Source organism: Alicyclobacillus hesperidum (assembly GCF_900107035.1).
GTDB lineage: Bacteria > Bacillota > Bacilli > Alicyclobacillales > Alicyclobacillaceae > Alicyclobacillus > Alicyclobacillus hesperidum.
Map to the genome: position 1 here is coordinate 78,936 of NZ_FNOJ01000007.1, position 15,504 is coordinate 94,439.

General features: G+C 55.4%; 17 protein-coding genes. 1 reads left to right on the forward strand and 16 read right to left on the reverse strand.

The genetic code is table 11. The features are described 5' to 3' along the window. Nucleotides 1–28: 28 nt before the first annotated feature. From BLU70_RS07160 to rpsU, 16 genes are all read right to left on the reverse strand, one after another. Nucleotides 29–1,138, reverse strand: a complete 1,110-nt coding sequence (locus BLU70_RS07160) for a Nif3-like dinuclear metal center hexameric protein (RefSeq protein WP_074692960.1) — start codon at nt 1,136–1,138, stop codon at nt 29–31. Next, nucleotides 1,138–1,902 (reverse strand): tRNA (adenine(22)-N(1))-methyltransferase, encoded by a 765-nt coding sequence (locus BLU70_RS07165; protein ID WP_040288311.1) that lies wholly within the window; start codon nt 1,900–1,902, stop codon nt 1,138–1,140. The genes BLU70_RS07160 and BLU70_RS07165 overlap by 1 nt, the downstream gene beginning before the upstream one ends. A 33-nt stretch (nt 1,903–1,935) precedes the next feature. After that, nucleotides 1,936–2,538, reverse strand: a complete 603-nt coding sequence (locus tag BLU70_RS07170) for a YdcF family protein (protein WP_237716364.1) — start codon at nt 2,536–2,538, stop codon at nt 1,936–1,938. A 162-nt stretch (nt 2,539–2,700) separates the two neighbouring features. Beyond that, complete coding sequence (gene rpoD / locus BLU70_RS07175) at nt 2,701–3,816, reverse strand: RNA polymerase sigma factor RpoD (protein WP_006445557.1); 1,116 nt, start codon at nt 3,814–3,816, stop codon at nt 2,701–2,703. Between the two features lie 26 nt (nt 3,817–3,842). After that, nucleotides 3,843–5,651, reverse strand: a complete 1,809-nt coding sequence (gene dnaG / locus BLU70_RS07180) for a DNA primase (RefSeq protein WP_074692963.1) — start codon at nt 5,649–5,651, stop codon at nt 3,843–3,845. A 306-nt stretch (nt 5,652–5,957) separates the two neighbouring features. Further along, entirely contained in the window at nt 5,958–6,725 is a 768-nt protein-coding gene (gene recO / locus BLU70_RS07185; RefSeq protein WP_040288381.1) for a DNA repair protein RecO, read from the reverse strand. A 27-nt stretch (nt 6,726–6,752) separates the two neighbouring features. Further along, on the reverse strand, nt 6,753–6,908 hold the full coding sequence (locus BLU70_RS07190) for a YqzL family protein (protein WP_006445554.1): 156 nt from the start codon (nt 6,906–6,908) through the stop codon (nt 6,753–6,755). Nucleotides 6,909–7,001: 93 nt separating this feature from the next. Then, nucleotides 7,002–7,895: a GTPase Era gene (era, locus tag BLU70_RS07195; RefSeq protein WP_074692965.1), complete on the reverse strand. Its 894-nt coding sequence runs from the start codon at nt 7,893–7,895 to the stop codon at nt 7,002–7,004. Beyond that, nucleotides 7,885–8,427, reverse strand: coding sequence for a diacylglycerol kinase (locus tag BLU70_RS07200; protein WP_052012169.1), 543 nt, complete (start codon nt 8,425–8,427; stop codon nt 7,885–7,887). The genes era and BLU70_RS07200 overlap by 11 nt, the downstream gene beginning before the upstream one ends. A 20-nt stretch (nt 8,428–8,447) precedes the next feature. Further along, nucleotides 8,448–8,930, reverse strand: a complete 483-nt coding sequence (ybeY, locus tag BLU70_RS07205; RefSeq protein WP_006445551.1) for an rRNA maturation RNase YbeY — start codon at nt 8,928–8,930, stop codon at nt 8,448–8,450. Continuing rightward, on the reverse strand, nt 8,927–11,050 hold the full coding sequence (locus tag BLU70_RS07210) for an HD family phosphohydrolase (protein ID WP_006445550.1): 2,124 nt from the start codon (nt 11,048–11,050) through the stop codon (nt 8,927–8,929). The genes ybeY and BLU70_RS07210 overlap by 4 nt, the downstream gene beginning before the upstream one ends. A 61-nt stretch (nt 11,051–11,111) precedes the next feature. Further along, nucleotides 11,112–12,083: a PhoH family protein gene (locus BLU70_RS07215; protein ID WP_006445549.1), complete on the reverse strand. Its 972-nt coding sequence runs from the start codon at nt 12,081–12,083 to the stop codon at nt 11,112–11,114. 20 nt (nt 12,084–12,103) lie between these two features. Next, complete coding sequence (locus tag BLU70_RS07220) at nt 12,104–13,324, reverse strand: sporulation protein YqfD (RefSeq protein ID WP_052012163.1); 1,221 nt, start codon at nt 13,322–13,324, stop codon at nt 12,104–12,106. After that, nucleotides 13,321–13,617: a YabP/YqfC family sporulation protein gene (locus tag BLU70_RS07225; protein ID WP_040288310.1), complete on the reverse strand. Its 297-nt coding sequence runs from the start codon at nt 13,615–13,617 to the stop codon at nt 13,321–13,323. The genes BLU70_RS07220 and BLU70_RS07225 overlap by 4 nt, the downstream gene beginning before the upstream one ends. 181 nt (nt 13,618–13,798) lie before the next feature. Continuing rightward, nucleotides 13,799–14,242, reverse strand: coding sequence for a GatB/YqeY domain-containing protein (locus tag BLU70_RS07230; RefSeq protein WP_006445545.1), 444 nt, complete (start codon nt 14,240–14,242; stop codon nt 13,799–13,801). 27 nt (nt 14,243–14,269) lie between these two features. Then, a complete protein-coding gene (gene rpsU / locus BLU70_RS07235; protein WP_040288309.1) occupies nt 14,270–14,449 on the reverse strand; it encodes a 30S ribosomal protein S21 in 180 nt (59 codons plus the stop codon). A 127-nt stretch (nt 14,450–14,576) separates the two neighbouring features. Between rpsU and BLU70_RS07240 the strand changes: the two genes are divergently transcribed. Then, on the forward strand, nt 14,577–15,503 hold the full coding sequence (locus BLU70_RS07240; RefSeq protein ID WP_040288308.1) for a Na/Pi cotransporter family protein: 927 nt from the start codon (nt 14,577–14,579) through the stop codon (nt 15,501–15,503). The last annotated feature ends 1 nt before the right edge of the window (nt 15,504 follow it).

Consider the following 15,504-nt stretch of genomic DNA (forward strand, 5'->3'; position numbering starts at 1 on the left):
TGACAACCACACACCATAAAGTTACAGTTCACAACCAGCGCCATGGATCAACGGCAACAGGTGCCGTCTTCACGGTAACACGACTGCCTAGCGCGGCCTGTAACCGTGTTGCAACCTCCTCGCATACCGGCGCTTCCAACGCCGCGTGAGGCATATCGATCACGGCAATACCATCGTGCACTGCATCGGCCGCCTGATGATGTGAGATGTCCGCCGTGACCAATACGTCCGCCCCTGCCATCAAAGCCTTGCCTATCCAACCGCTGCCCGATCCGCCAAGCACCGCTACAGTTTTGACACTTCGTCCCGGATCTCCCGCGTAGCGCACGTGAGGAAGGCCAAATGCAAGACGAGCGCGATCGGCAAACTCGGCAAGGGTCTGTGTAACCGATAGTTGTCCGATGCGCCCGATTCCAAAGGAAGCCCCAGGCAAGGCGAGATCGAACACGTCGTAGGCGACTTCTTCATAGGGGTGCACAGCCAACATGGAAGAAACTACTTCTCCGAGAAGGTGCTCTGGAACGACCGTTTCCAGGCGCACTTCCGAGACCAGTTCCAATTTCCCCGCCTCACCAATGTATGGATGGGTATCATCGCCAGGCACAAACGAACCCGTTCCTGGCGCAGCAAACGTACAGTGAGAGTAATTCCCGATGTGCCCAGCTCCTTTGTCGCAAAGGGCCTGCCGTACAGCCTCGACGCTCGCTGCAGGCGTGTAAACGACCAACTTCTTGAGTCGAGTCCGGTACGTGATATCGAGCGGCTCTTGGTCGACAAGATCAAGCCTTTTTGCGATCACGTCATTGACTCCTCCTGGAGCCACATCGAGGTTGGTATGAGCCGCAAAGACGGAGATACGATGCGCCACGAGCTCCGCGATGGCTCGTTGCCGTGGCTGCGACCAGTCGACTTGCGAAAGAGGTCGATACAGCGGTGCGTGATGAGTGACCACCATGTCGACGCCTTCTGCAACCGCACGTGTGACCAGTTCGGGTGTCACCTCCAAGGCTACCCAGAGGCGTTTGACGACGGCGTTTGGGTCTCCTAGCTGCAGTCCGATTCGGTCATCCGCCAGTGCCAAGTGTTTCGGTGCAATCCGCTCCATCTCCCGTATGACGTCAGAAACGCGTATATCCATCACGTAATTTCCTCCATCTGTCGAAGCCACGATTCCAACATGCGTATCGAATGGCTTAGTTGAAACTGTCTATCGGTGTAATCCGAAGCGTCATCAGGCAATCTCGACAACACCCAACGTAAGCGCTCAAGGTCCATCGAGGCCCGCCGTGGGGCGAGTGGGTGGCGCGAGCGGACAATCATCGGCCCGTACGTGTACAAAAAGTGACGGGCTGCGGCCGCTGAAGCTTCGGTCAAAAACCTCGGCAACGCAGCCGATGCATACGCAGGATCTGGATCATCCTTCGGCTCCGCCGCAATGATTTCATACAGCTTGTCCCCTTCGGCGACCAATGTTTCGGCCACGATGTGAAAACCGAGGTCGTACAATGTCGAGCGTACCAAGTGTCCCGCGTTCATCGGCTGCAGTACGATGCGCTTAGCCGCTTTTGCGACAGGCTCGCCCGCCCGCAGCAGTTGGGCATGGACATGTCCACCAATGCCAGCGGATACGATCACGTCGGCCTCTCCTCGTTCGATGGGCGCAAGGCCGTCGCCATGCCGTAACGAGATTTGCGTGGTCAAGCGATGTAAAGCGACGTTGGTACGAGCGCGTTCGAGCGGCCCCGTGCGCAAATCGGTCGCAATCGCCCGTTGAGCCAACGCATGCTCAATGGCGTAAATCGGTAAATTGGCGTGATCCGTGCCGATATCGGCCAACACTGCACATGGCAAAGCATAGTCCGCAACTTGTTGAAGTCGCGGTGACAAACGTAGTTCAGACATACTCCACTCCAGTTTCGACGATCTGCCGGATCGTCACGAATTCCAAAACGGCGCTTCGCGCCCTCGTAAAGTATATTGGATATGCGCGAATACCTCACGCGTCGCGGCGCGAAATTCCTGACGGCTTGATGGCGCTCCGCACCCACTCGCTTCGATGCCGAGAGTGCGCGCGACCGCCAGCGCGCGCGGCAAATGATAATCCGACGTAACGATAACAGCACTCCGGTACCGCAGTCTTTCCATCAAGGCCTGGCTATTCTTCAAGTTTTCCCATGTGTTGCTGGACCAGCGCTCCTCGTGAATCAACTGTGGAGGTACACCATTCATGATCAAAAACCGCTTCATGGACGACGATTCGCTCACCGTCTCGTCATCGCCGCGACCACCGCTGACGATAAACGCCCGAATATAACCATGTCGGTAAAGGTGTAGTGCCGCGCGCAACCGAGACAGAAGTGGCTTACTCGGGCGGTAGCCATCCGTATACGCACCCAACACGATACCGACGTCGCTTGGCACTGGACGCTCGCGCAAACCCTCGCGACGCAAATGTTGTGCAAACCGCTCAATAAAGATCGAAGTGCCGCACAGTGCGATCACGAGCGCAAACAGCGCGAACGAAATCCAGACGAGCACACCACTCACCGCCCCGCGAGGTGAACATGACAAAGTCTCCCTTCCACCATACGCAGAGGGGTGTCGCTCTAGACCGAACGGCAAGATTGAAATGCAAAACAGGCTGTTCCCCGGTTCAAACGGGATACAAACAGCCTGTTGATCTGCATGCAGGTTACAAACTCATTCTAGGAAATCCTTCAACCGCTTGCTGCGACTTGGATGCCGTAGTTTGCGGAGTGCTTTCGCTTCGATCTGGCGGATGCGTTCACGCGTAACGCCAAACACCTTACCGACTTCTTCGAGTGTTCGTGTACGGCCATCATCTAATCCGAAACGCAGGCGCAAAACATTTTCTTCGCGTTCCGTCAACGTATCGAGAACATCTTCCAATTGTTCTTTCAACAATTCATAAGCAGCGGCATCGGCCGGTGCAGGGGCTTCGTCATCCGGGATAAAGTCCCCCAGGTGGGAATCGTCCTCCTCACCGATAGGCGTTTCCAGGGAGACAGGCTCTTGAGCAATCTTTTGAATCTCCCGCACCTTATCAGGAGTCAGGTCCATCTCTGCGGCAATTTCCTCTGCAGTCGGTTCTCTCCCGAGTTCCTGTAGCAATTGACGCGAAACGCGAATCAATTTATTGATGGTCTCCACCATATGCACGGGAATGCGGATGGTTCGTGCCTGGTCGGCAATCGCACGCGTGATGGCCTGGCGTATCCACCATGTCGCATATGTGCTGAACTTATAACCCTTGCGGTAGTCAAACTTTTCAACCGCCTTGATCAGGCCTAAGTTGCCCTCCTGAATGAGGTCGAGGAACAACATGCCGCGCCCTACGTAGCGCTTTGCAATGCTTACGACAAGACGGAGATTGGCTTCGGCCAACCGGCGTTTTGCCTCTTCGTCGCCGGCTTCAATTCGCTTTGCCAATTCAATTTCTTCTTGGGCCGACAAAAGCGGTACGCGGCCAATTTCTTTTAGATACATGCGAACCGGATCGGAAATCTTGACACCCGGAGGCATGGAAAGATCATGCAAATCATAATCCTCTTCGCCGCCGTCCTGTTGGCTTGGATCCCCGTCTCGCTCGTTTACGACATCGATACCTTGTTCTGCAAGATGTTCAAAAAAGTCGTCCAAGGCATCCGTGTCTTGATCAAACTGCGCCAATCGGTCCGAAATTTCTTCATATGTCAACGAGCCTTGCTTTTTCCCTAGCTCCACCAGTTGCTGTTTTGCAGCCTGAAGGGTCAGTCCCTGATCTTCCTCGCGGACTTCATCTTTTGCCTTCGCCATAGTTCCCCGCCTCCTTTACCCCAAGGTCACTCCGCGTGAATCGCTCGGGGCTGCTTCAATGTTGCAATCTGGTCCTGGATCTGTTCCACTTGCAACTTTATCTCTGTGGATCTTTCTTCATCGCCGCCGGCTTCCGCTTCAATCCATTGACGAAGCAGACTTCTGTGCAGCTGTTCAAGCCGATGCAATTCTAACGCACGCAGATAATCGTCCAACAAGGCCGTGGAAAACTCGGGCACTTCGTAAAAGAACAATGACGAGGCAAAGTGAGCCAACGACTCATCCTCCAGTTGATCTACGAAGGCAGACGGCGAACCGTCCGGATTCTCCAAACGCCATGCGTACAAATTGGATAACAAGGCAGTCTGTACCGGCTCAGCCAATTCGGTGAGCCCCTTCTCCATCAGATACTCGGCTGCCTCACGACTAAACAGCACTGCCTGCAATAGCCTTATACTCGCCTGTTGATCCGCACGCGCCAACGGCTGTGCCACCGTCTTCGAACCGCTCGTTTCCCGTCCGAAAGTACGACGCTTAGATTGTTTCGAGAAGGTTCGCAGTTCCTCCTTCAATGTTTCGACAGAGAGGTTAAATTCCTGTGACAAATTTCGCAACTCGTACTCCTGCTCGACCGGCGTCGCCCGCTCGGCAAGAATCCTCAACGCCTGACGAACAAACTCGGTCCGCCCGACCGCACTCACCAACTGTGCGCCTTGTCTCAATTCATCGAGCAAAAATTGCACGACCGACAGTGTGTTCCGATTCAACAAACGTGCAAATGCCGTAGCGCCGTTCGCTCGAATGTATTCATCCGGATCCATGCCATCTGGTATTCGCAACACGAGCGGTGAGATACCGACGCCCTCCAGAATGTCGATTGCCCGCACGGTCGCCTTGCGTCCCGCCTGGTCTCCGTCGTACGCGATCACGACTTTATCACAGTCTGCCTTGAGCAGATGCGCCTGCTCCTCGGTCAACGACGTCCCCAAGGTCGCCACGCCATGTTCGATGCCCGCCTGCTGTACCGCAATGACGTCCATATAGCCTTCGAGCAACAGTGCCTGCTTCTCTTTGCGAATGGCCTTGCGCGCAAGATGGTAATGAAACAACAGCTGACTCTTGTGGAACAGCTCATACTCGGGCGAGTTCAAGTACTTGGGCTTTACGCCTTCATCCATCGCTCTCCCGCCAAACGCGACAACCCGTCCTTTGCGGTCCGCAATCGGGATCATGACCCGTCCCCGAAAACGGTCGGTCACGGCCGACCCAAGTTCGACAGCCAAACCGCACTCGAGTAACTCCGATTCCGAGAAGCCTTTTCGTTTCAAAAATGGAATCAGCACATTGCCGGGCTTGGGCGCAAAACCCAATTGATAAGACATGATGGTTGTTCGGGAAATTCCTCGCGAAAGCAAGTAATTCAGGGCTTGCACACCAGCATCTGTATTCATTAGAATGTGGTTGAACACTTTTGCAGCCAGAGCATGAGCTTCGCGAAAGCGTTCCAACTTTGGATTCGATGCAGTGCGCCCGACGCCAAAATGTGCAGGCAAAGCAATGCCCTGCCGCTCAGCGAGATAAGCAACAGCTTCAGCAAACGGCAAGCCCTCGATATCCATGATGAAGCGAAATACGGTACCACCGGCTCCGCACCCAAAACAGTGATACATTTGTCGTTCAGGTGACACAGAAAATGAAGGAGTACGTTCGTTATGAAACGGACAAAGTCCTGTCAAAGAGCGCCCGTTTTTTCGCAATTGGACATACTCGCTGACCACTTCCACGATGTCAACCTGTTGACGCAGCGACTCTAGGAACGAATCGGGTACGTTCACCACGGCACCCCCAATTCGGTGCGACCGGAATTCGGTACGTCGAATGTTCCTTGCCTTACGGCTTATATACAGTTATTCTACAAAGTAAGACACTTTCCTCCTATCTGATCAAAGTTTATCGTTGCCAAACTGGATATCGGCAGGACACCTCTTTATGGCGCGACGAACGACGATGTCCGTTCGCGTTCAAGACAAACCTAGTATCGACGCATCGAGACAAATTTATCCTCTTGGATGTCCCGCAATCAGTGTATGGTTTGACAAATCCACTTATGTGTGCAATGTCACCGATTTTCGCTTTTGTTATCAATCAAATCGCAAAGACTGGACAATTTGGTCAAGAACGTCTTTCGCTCGGCCATGCAAACCTGCAAACTCGCGCAGTTGATGTGAAAGAATGGTGTCCAGTGCGCGCCGCGTCGGCGGTGAAACCTCAATTCGGCCCAATCGACGCACGTCCACTTCTGTAAACACCGAAAGCAAACGCCCAGTTCGCTCTGGAACGACAAATTCCGCGGTCCTGTCCATGTCACTTCTGCATACACCACAGACCAGACCGCCCTCTTTCAGATGATAGGCAATTGGCGGTACAAGCGGTTGTGTACAGCGGATGCACCGCCCCCAATCTGGGCTGGCGCCTAGCCAATTGCATATTTTCGCCTCGTACACGCGCGCCAGGAGATCAGGTGGTGTCTGATCGCGCAATTCCAGCGCAGCGAGCACCGCGCTGAATTGGTTGTACATAGCCGTCGGTGCATGCGGGCGCTCGGGCGTAGAAACAAGTGCGAGATCGCAAAAATAGGCGGCATACGCCGCCGCCTCGATATCCTCGTGCAGCCGTCGGCGGCTCGCCGTCAGCTGCACTTGTCGAATATCCCCCATCCCGTGACCTTGATATAGGAAATAAGTTCCCTCTGCGCACAAGCGCGTTCCGGCCGCCAAGCGACTCTGCGGTTTCAGTGCGCCTTTGGCCATCGCCGACACGAGACCGGACGGAGTCAACAGCGTGACGATGGCACTATGTTCCCCGTAACGAACTGTTTTGACGACCACCGCGTCCGTGTTGTACAGCAACTCTTCTCCAACTCCCAAAACCGGCTGTCAAGATGGTGGGAAATGCGATTCCTCTTCGAGCTCGACGTCGTTCGCCGCACGAACGTCGTCGCCTGTGAGATCCGCCTGCTCGCAGGCGCGGTACAACAAATACGCGTCGATATCGCCTGTGAGCTCGAACATTTGCCACGTGATGTCACGCAACAGGATCGTCTCCTTTCAAGCTCTCCTGGGCTGCATTTCCGAACGCTTTTAGTCTTCCGCGCAGGCCGCCTGCTATACCCTGTGAACTGGTCCTCAGACGTCCCCGTCAAAACCAAATTGGCGCAGTAACGCCGGGCGGTTGCGCCAATCGCGCTTGACTTTCACCCACAACTCGAGATAGATCCGATTCCCAAGTAAGCCTTCGAGTTCGCGTCTGGCCATTTCGCCTACGCGCTTTAACATTTGACCCTGTTTCCCAATCAAAATGCCCTTTTGACTATCTCGTTCCGTGTAAATGGTCGCATGCACATGCAGGGTATCTGACGCCCGTCGTTCCATGTGCTCAATCGCCACCATGACCGAGTGCGGCACTTCCTCGCGCGTCAACATCAATACCTTTTCACGGACGATCTCGCTGATGATAAAACTTTCCGGGTAATCTGTGACCATATCGTCCGGGTAGTATTTGGGCCCCTCTGGCAGGCGTTCCTCAATCAAGCTCGCGAGCAGATCCGTTTGCTCTTGCCGCAAAGCTGAGACCGGTACATACTCATCAAAGGAACGCAAGGCCTGAAAAGCTGCAATCCGCTCGAGAATCAGTCCCTTGTCGACTGCGTCCGTCTTGTTGATCACGAGAAAAACCGGTGTGCGCACGCCTTCCAACTGTTTGATGATCTCCTGTTCTGCCGCGTGCACGGGCGACGTGACGTCGACGACAAACAAGATTAGATCCACTTCGCCCAACGTCTGCAAAGCCATATCTACCATCACTTCACCGAGACGGTGATGCGGCGTATGCACGCCTGGGGTATCAATAAAGATCATCTGCGCGGTTTCTGTCGTGCGCACGCCTCGAATACGATTGCGCGTCGTCTGCGGCCGATTCGACATAATGGCAATCTTCTGACCAACCAGTGCGTTTAGCAAGGTCGATTTGCCGACATTGGGTCGGCCTACAATCGCGACAAATCCCGACTTAAACGCCATGTTCATCCCCCTTTCGCCTGCGTTTGATCACAGTTCGCTGACGATATGGCCAACAACGAAACGCCCAGACGACAATCAATCCAGCGACCACCATCCCTGCACCCGCTGGATGATGCCCCGTAAACAACCAAAAGTGCCAGGGCCACAAGCTTTCCACCAACCAGATGGCCAACGCGATCGCGCCCAGAGACACGCATGTCACCGCTCCGGATGCGACGTCTTTCGCAACCCCTGCGACGACATGGTGCTGCCACTGCGATGCGATGTCGACGGCCAATTCGATGGCAGTATTGAACAACTCAGCGGCGAAAACACACATGGCGACGAACATCGTCAGGGCGACATCGCGCAAGGGCGGCCGCAACACGAGTTCGACAGCGCACAGCACGGTAAACAACCAGACATCGCGCTTGACGTTCTGTTCCGTGTGAAACGCGTACACCACACCCTGCAAACTGTACGCAACAGCCCGCGCAAATGGCTGCACGGCTTGCAACTCCGAATCGTGATGGTTGACTTCGTCCTCGCGCACGTCAATCGCCCCAATCTTTATCAACCGCGCGACAAACCGATGCCCTGCAGGATCTCTTCCTGCAGCGCAAACATTTCGCGTTCTTCCTCTGGTTCAGCGTGATCGTAACCGTTCAAGTGAAGAAAACCATGAACCAGTAAAAACGCCATCTCGCGTTCCAAAGAGTGGCCGTACGATTCGGCCTGCACTTTCGCCGTGTCGACGCTGACGACGATGTCGCCTAGCACAGGCAATTCGCCCTCAGGCTGCGGCGTTTCTTCGCCCTCGAGCATCGCAAACGATAGCACATCGGTCGGCCTGTCCACCTGGCGATATGTTCTGTTGAGCTCGTGAATCGTTTCATCGTCGACGAACAGTACGGATACCTCGCCTTCAATATCCAAGCGGTTGGCTGCTGCCTCCAGTACCCGTTGTACGAACGACTGCGGATCCTTCCCAGCCTCCGACCAAGGCCAGTCGACCTCGCATTCGACGCCTACGGCAAGGCGATGTTCCGCCGTCATTTAGCCACTTCCTTCCGCAGTTTATCGATATCCGGATACTCGATCCGGGAGTGGTAAATACCTTTGAGCGTCTTCATGAAGGCACCGACCATCGCGTCGAGATCCTGCAGCGTTAGGTCGCACTCGTCCAACTGTCCGTCCTGCAGACGATCCCGAATGATCTTGCGAATGACGCCTTCCACCCGATTCGGCGTGGGACGCGCCATGCTCCGCACCGCCGCTTCCACAGCGTCACAAATCATAATAATGGCGCACTCACGCGTCTTGGGCTTGGGACCAGGGTAGCGAAAATCGTCCACCTTCACGGTACCGTTCTTATCTTGCTCTTTCGCTTTGTTAAAAAAGTACCACAAAATGGTCGTCCCGTGATGGGTCGCACAAATATCCTGAATGGGCTTTGGCAAGCCCGCCTGTTTAAGCATCTCGAGACCGTCGCTGACATGCGATGTAATAATCAAATGACTTAGACTGGGTGCCACTTTTTCGTGTGGGTTGTCTTTCGTCATCTGGTTTTCAACAAAAAACATCGGCCGCTTTGTTTTGCCAACGTCATGGTAATAGGCGCCAACCCGACAAAGAAGCGGATCCGCCCCGACTAACTCCGCGGCGGCCTCGGCCAAATTGCCAACAATCAAACTGTGATGGTATGTTCCAGGTGCCTCAAGCAACACCTTGCGCAACAAGGGATGATTCGGGTTGGATAATTCAAGCAAACGAATAGGGGTCAACAGCCCGAACGCCGATTCAAAAAACGGCAGTATACCCATGGCTAAGATTGCCGCGAAAATACCATTGAGGGCGGCTAGACCGACGTGCAGCGAAAGCGAGTGCAGATCCGCGCTCCGATTGGCCTGCAACAAATACAGTGCAAGCACCGAGCCGATATTCATCAACGACACGAAAAATCCGGCCCGCATGAACGTTCCGCGGCTCGTCACGCGAGCCACGCTGTACGCGCCGACAAGTGAACCCACAAATCCATAGAAGACAAAGTCGTAGTTAAAATTCAGGGCTGCCCCCAACAAAAACGAGAAATAGAAGGATGCCACCACCGCCAGAGACGAATCCATCATGACGGTAATCAGCATCGCTCCCAAAGATATAGGCAACAGATAGGCAATCGAATTTGGCCCGCCAGCCGCGATGATCCACTTCGTCACCGAAATCAGAATCGACATAAGCACAAAAACTAAGCCGAGAATACCAAGGAGCAAGTTATCGACTCGCCGGCGCGGCGCCCGCCTTTCGACATAGGCGGCGAGCATCCCCACAGATAGGGCGACAAACAGCGCAAATCCAATGGCAATACCGACGCTTGGATATGAAGAATAAAGCCCAACATCGCGCAACTTGCTAATGACATCCTGGGTGACAATGCCGTTTTTGGCGACGATAATATCGCCTGCGTGTATCAATACAGGTTGTACAGACAATGCCGCCTGTTGCCGGGCCGCTGCAGTCGCCTGTGCCTGATAGATCATATTGGGTTTGAGAACACTGACTGCAACATTTTGTACAATCAACGCGTCGTCGTGATCGAGACCCAGGTTGAGATTCAAGATCTGTCGATCCACGAGCAAGGTTGCTTGCTGCATCGACTCTTGATAAAACGGCGCGTCGAGGATTTCCTCGACCACTCGCTCCGTGTCGCGCTCGAGAACCGTCATTTGCGCAGGCGTACGCGTGAGCAAACGCACCAACGTCGCCTGGCTCACCCCTGCCGGGGCGGCACTGCGCACGTTTTTGAGCTTGTCCGCGTCGGACAGCGACGAATCCGATGCGGCCTGCATCGCCGCCGCATAGAGGATATCGACGCGATTGACCGCCTGCGTCAAGACCGCGGGCGATTGCGCATATTGCTTGGGAACCTTGCTTTCCGCCGCTTCTTTTTCAGCTTCGGTTGCCGCCGTATCCACAGTCGTCGTCGGCGATACGATAGTCGTGGGACTCGTCTGCCCGACGGTGAAATGATATCGTGGCGGCAAAATGCTGCCGACGAGAATCGCAAACATGGAGAGACCGAGTCCGACGTATATCCATGTGCGGATCCGGTGGTTCTGCCGGAACTTTTCATCGTCGAGAAACTGGCGAATGGCCTGTCCCCATCCTGAAAAGACCATACCATGTGCTCCTTAGATGTGAACTGTCGCGGCGGGTTGCTGCCGCCGGGCATACGGCGGCTCAGCTATTCGCGCTCTGCTCCGCGGCGTACGCATCGATAATCTTTTGTACAAGATGATGGCGTACGACATCGCTTGCCGAAAATGTGTGAAATGCAATTCCAGAAATACCCGTAAGTACTTTTTGTGCATGCAGTAAACCCGACTGCTTGCCAACAGGCAAATCGACCTGTGTGACGTCTCCGGTAATCACCATCTTCGAATGAAAGCCCAGCCGCGTCAAGAACATCTTCATCTGCTCGACGGTCGTGTTCTGCGCCTCATCGAGAATGACATAGCTATCCTCCAACGTGCGTCCACGCATGTAGGCGAGCGGGGCAATCTCGATGTTCCCTCGTTCCAGCGCACGCTGTACTTGCTCCAGTCCATAAATATCGTACAGAGCATCATAAAGCGGACGCAGGTACGGGTCGACCTTCTCCTGCAAATCACCAGGCAGAAAGCCCAGTTTTTCGCCCGCTTCGACAGCCGGACGCGTGAGGACAATACGCTTGACTTCGCCGCGTTTCAGTGCCATCACAGCCATAGCCACCGCCAGATAGGTCTTGCCCGTCCCTGCGGGACCTACGCCAAAGACAATATCGTTTTTCTGGATGGCATCGACATAGCGGCGTTGGCCCAGGGTTTTGACGCGGATGGCTTTACCTTTAAACGTGACGCCAATCTCCGTCGTATACACATCGACGACACTGTCCAACTCATCCGCATTTGCCATTTGAATGATGTATCGATAATCTGCCTCACCCAATTGCATACCGTGGCGAACGAGAGTCGTGACCGTGCTGCAAATTGCCTGCAAACGCGCCACTTCATCGTCTGCACCTGCAAACGCAACCTCCGTGCCCCGGGCTATGACCTTCGCCGAGGACGTCTGACTGAGCAAGTGGATGAGCAAATCGTTTGGCCCGAGAACTTTCACTGCTTCTTCATTTGTCGCAAATACCCATTTCTTCGTCGCTGTCTGCTCGGTCAACCGTCAACCAACCCCCGTCTTCAGCCTTGCGTTTGCGATGTGCTATTGCTCAATTCCGGCGCTGGTGCAGGTATGGACGCCGGTGCACCAATATCCTGTTCGACCCGTGTCAATATGGTCTCGTATAGAGTACCACGCTCGACTCGTTCGTGTAAAACAGACTGCCCTAGGACGCGGCTATCTCCACCAGCTTGTGTTGCCACGTCGCGCTGTGCAGCGAGAAGTGCCTTCTCCTTGGCTCCATCCACCGACTGAATGATGGCGGATGGAGACGCCTCATAAAGCGTGGCACGCTGCCACTGAACCGGCAGTACAAATTGCCCAATGTGCCAGTCTGTCCCCTCATCACGCTCGTAGACTGCCGCAAACTGTGGCTCCTTAAAGCCCCATACACGCAACCGCCAGGAGCCCAAGTACAGATAATCGCGGGTAGCCGTTTCCCCTGTTAAGCCCTGTTGGATCATCGTGAGCGGAATCGTGACATTCGATGTATACCAAACTTCACCCAACACTTTCCCTGACGCTGGCACATTGGGTTCGCCTTCGGCCAGAACGCCCGAAATCAGCACTTGGCCTGGGCGCACAAATTGATTGGGCTTAACCATGGGGCGTCCACGCGTAGCCTGCACGTTGAGGATGACAGCTGGACGAGCCGCGACGATGTTGTGCGGTTGTTCAGCAGCCGCCCGCGCACCTTCAATCTTGGGAATCGCACGGATGGTCGTGACAGACCCGGTTGTTTGAACGCCGATCCAGACAAAGTTGTTTGCGTGCTTGAGCATCTCTTCAGCAAGGACAGCCGGATCTGCGAGGCGTGATCGCCATTGACCGACATACAGGCCGGCGTCGTGTGCGGCGGCTCGCAATTCGGCCACGCCGTCCTCATCCGTGGCCCCTTGGATGTCGATCCGCCAAATGACCGACGACATGGCGTACATCGCACAGACGAACGCCATGGCGCCGATTGCGAAAGCCTTGCGACGCCATAGCCGACGGCGCCAGAAAGGTGCACCGTGGCGCGCCTCAATGCGAAACTTGACACGATGCTGTCGGCACACTTGATAAACCGTTGGAAACGCACGCAGGCTCACCGTAACGACGGCATAATCTCGCCGTACCCGTACGTTGCGCAACGTGATGCCGCGCCGCTGTAGGGCCGCAATACAAGCGCTTAAGTCGCCGCCGCGCAGCGCGAGCGTCAACGAGCCGTACCAGACCAACTGAATCGGCGTCTCGCTCATGAGCCAAGGCCCCCTTGCGACTGATACTCAATTTGCACAACGCGTCCCGTCACGTGAATCTCGTGCTCCGTGACTAGCGTCACTTCAAAGTCATGACCGCGCACCCATAGCGTTTGTCCACCGAGATCGACCGCGATCGACGAATCGCCAACCTCGATCAGCCCTTCGGCGCCCTCGACGATCACCTGCGATCCGCCGATGCATGTGACGCGCGGCACGTTCAACAGCGCGTCGGCAGGCAGATTGAGCACTTCACTGGCGCGCTTGCGAATCCGCGTCTTCCATCCTGGCATGGCCAACTCCTCCCCTTGCATGACTATGCTCGTCTCGGGGGGGCTAATACCTGGAACTGCGACCTCTTGTCAGAGAACGATGCCAACGAAAAAACGACCGCCTAAACGGCAGAGACCTGCCATTTAAGCGATCGTTTGAATGAATTTCAATGTCATACAAGCAAACAGCCTATGCATCCGATCACGATAGCAAGCGCTGAACGACCTGTTGCACAAGCCGACCATCGGCGCGGCCTCGCACCAACGGCATCAGTTCGGCCATCACTTTGCCCATATCGGACTTCGACGATGCGCCCACGCGCTCGACGACCGCTGACGCCAACGCGCGCAACTCATCTTCGGTGAAAGGCTCCGGCAGATACGATTCGAGGATAGCTATCTCCTCTTCCGCCGTCTCAGCCAAATCCGTTCGATTCGCATCCTGGAACGCCTGGAGGGAATCTTTGCGCTGTTTAACCTCCTTCTGAATGACGCCGATGACGTCATCTTCGGAGAGCGGATGCCCGAGTTCGATCTCCCGGTTTTTCACCGCGGACTTGACCATACGAATGACGGAAAGCCGCACCTTTTGCTTCTCTTTCATGGCCTGCTTCAAATCGTCATTGAGACGATCAAGTAACCCCATGGAACGTCCTCCTGGCCATCCGAATGATCAATAGCTACGGCGCTTTTTGCGAGCAGCCTCGGCCTTTTTCTTGCGTGCGACGCTCGGCTTCTCGTAGTGTGCGCGCTTGCGCGCCTCGGCCAAGACGCCGTCGCGAGCCGTCGCCTTCTTAAAGCGGCGCAGGGCGCTGTCGAGCGACTCGTTCTTGCGCAGACGAATTTCAGACATCGAATTCCCTCCCTCCAGCGATGCATCAGACAGTCGTAATTATAGTACAGCGAAAAAAAGCTCGTCAAACGAAAGCATGGCCCCATCCGTGTATGCATACGGTTGTCCTAGAACAGGAGAGATTGCCATGTGGACTCACGCGATTGCGACGATACTCTCCATCGTCGCCTTTCTCGGCGGACTTCGCGTCATGCGCAGTGGTCTAACAGGCCTGGCGGAAGGCACCTTGACAAAATGGCTGCAGCGGCTCGTCGCAACGCCCTCGCGCGGAATCCTCACAGGTGCCTTCGCGACAGCGATACTGCAGAGCAGCGCGGCCTTGACCGCGATTGCCGTCGGCCTCGTCGCCGCCGGCAGCATCACGTTTCCAAGCGGCCTTGCCGTCGTCCTTGGCGCCAACGTCGGATCGACGATTACACCGCAACTGTTGAATCTCAACCTTTGGGGCATCGTACTGCCTGCGCTCGTCGCCGGCATCATCCTGGTATGCACGCGCAAACCGAAGCTGGGACGCTTGGGTGAAGGCCTCGTTGGCTTTGCTTGCATTTTTATTTCGCTACAGGCCCTAAAAACGTCCCTAGAGCCGCTTGCCGCAAGCCATTGGTTTCATATGGCACTCCTGCATGCGGGTGCCCGGCCGCTTCTCGCGCTCGCTATTGGCTGTGGCCTTAGCGCCATCGTCCAGTCTTCGACAGCGACCACGCTCATCGCCATGGCCCTGGCCGCAGACGGTTTGATTCCCGTCGTCGGCGGCATCGCGATCGCGCTTGGCGCCAATGTAGGTACATGCCTGACGTCTGTCATTGCCGCCATCGGCACCATTCGCCCAGCCCAGCAGGTCGCCTTGGCCCATGTGCTGCTTAACGTGCTGGGCGTCGTGGTATTTGTTCCGTTATTGCAACCCTTCACCCACGTGATGTCTATGACCGCGGAAGATCCAGCACAGCAAATCGCCAATGCAAACACGGCGTTCAACCTTTTGTGCACGCTCATCGTGTGGCCGTTTACTCGCCAATTCGCAAGCCTGGTGGAACGCCTGCTACCGGCCCACTGAG

Excerpts from the sequence above, each read along its gene's own strand:
- BLU70_RS07165 (WP_040288311.1), bottom strand. The coding sequence starts at position 1,902 with ATGTCTGAACTACGTTTGTCACCGCGACTTCAACAAGTTGCGGACTAT.
- BLU70_RS07225 (WP_040288310.1), bottom strand. The coding sequence starts at position 13,617 with ATGCCAGGATGGAAGACGCGGATTCGCAAGCGCGCCAGTGAAGTGCTC.
- BLU70_RS07210 (WP_006445550.1), bottom strand. The coding sequence starts at position 11,050 with ATGGTCTTTTCAGGATGGGGACAGGCCATTCGCCAGTTTCTCGACGAT.
- era (WP_074692965.1), bottom strand. The coding sequence starts at position 7,895 with ATGGCGTTTAAGTCGGGATTTGTCGCGATTGTAGGCCGACCCAATGTC.
- rpsU (WP_040288309.1), bottom strand. The coding sequence starts at position 14,449 with ATGTCTGAAATTCGTCTGCGCAAGAACGAGTCGCTCGACAGCGCCCTG.
- ybeY (WP_006445551.1), bottom strand. The coding sequence starts at position 8,930 with ATGACGGCGGAACATCGCCTTGCCGTAGGCGTCGAATGCGAGGTCGAC.
- BLU70_RS07240 (WP_040288308.1), top strand. The coding sequence starts at position 14,577 with ATGTGGACTCACGCGATTGCGACGATACTCTCCATCGTCGCCTTTCTC.
- BLU70_RS07160 (WP_074692960.1), bottom strand. The coding sequence starts at position 1,138 with ATGGATATACGCGTTTCTGACGTCATACGGGAGATGGAGCGGATTGCA.
- rpoD (WP_006445557.1), bottom strand. The coding sequence starts at position 3,816 with ATGGCGAAGGCAAAAGATGAAGTCCGCGAGGAAGATCAGGGACTGACC.
- BLU70_RS07220 (WP_052012163.1), bottom strand. The coding sequence starts at position 13,324 with ATGAGCGAGACGCCGATTCAGTTGGTCTGGTACGGCTCGTTGACGCTC.
- BLU70_RS07230 (WP_006445545.1), bottom strand. The coding sequence starts at position 14,242 with ATGGGGTTACTTGATCGTCTCAATGACGATTTGAAGCAGGCCATGAAA.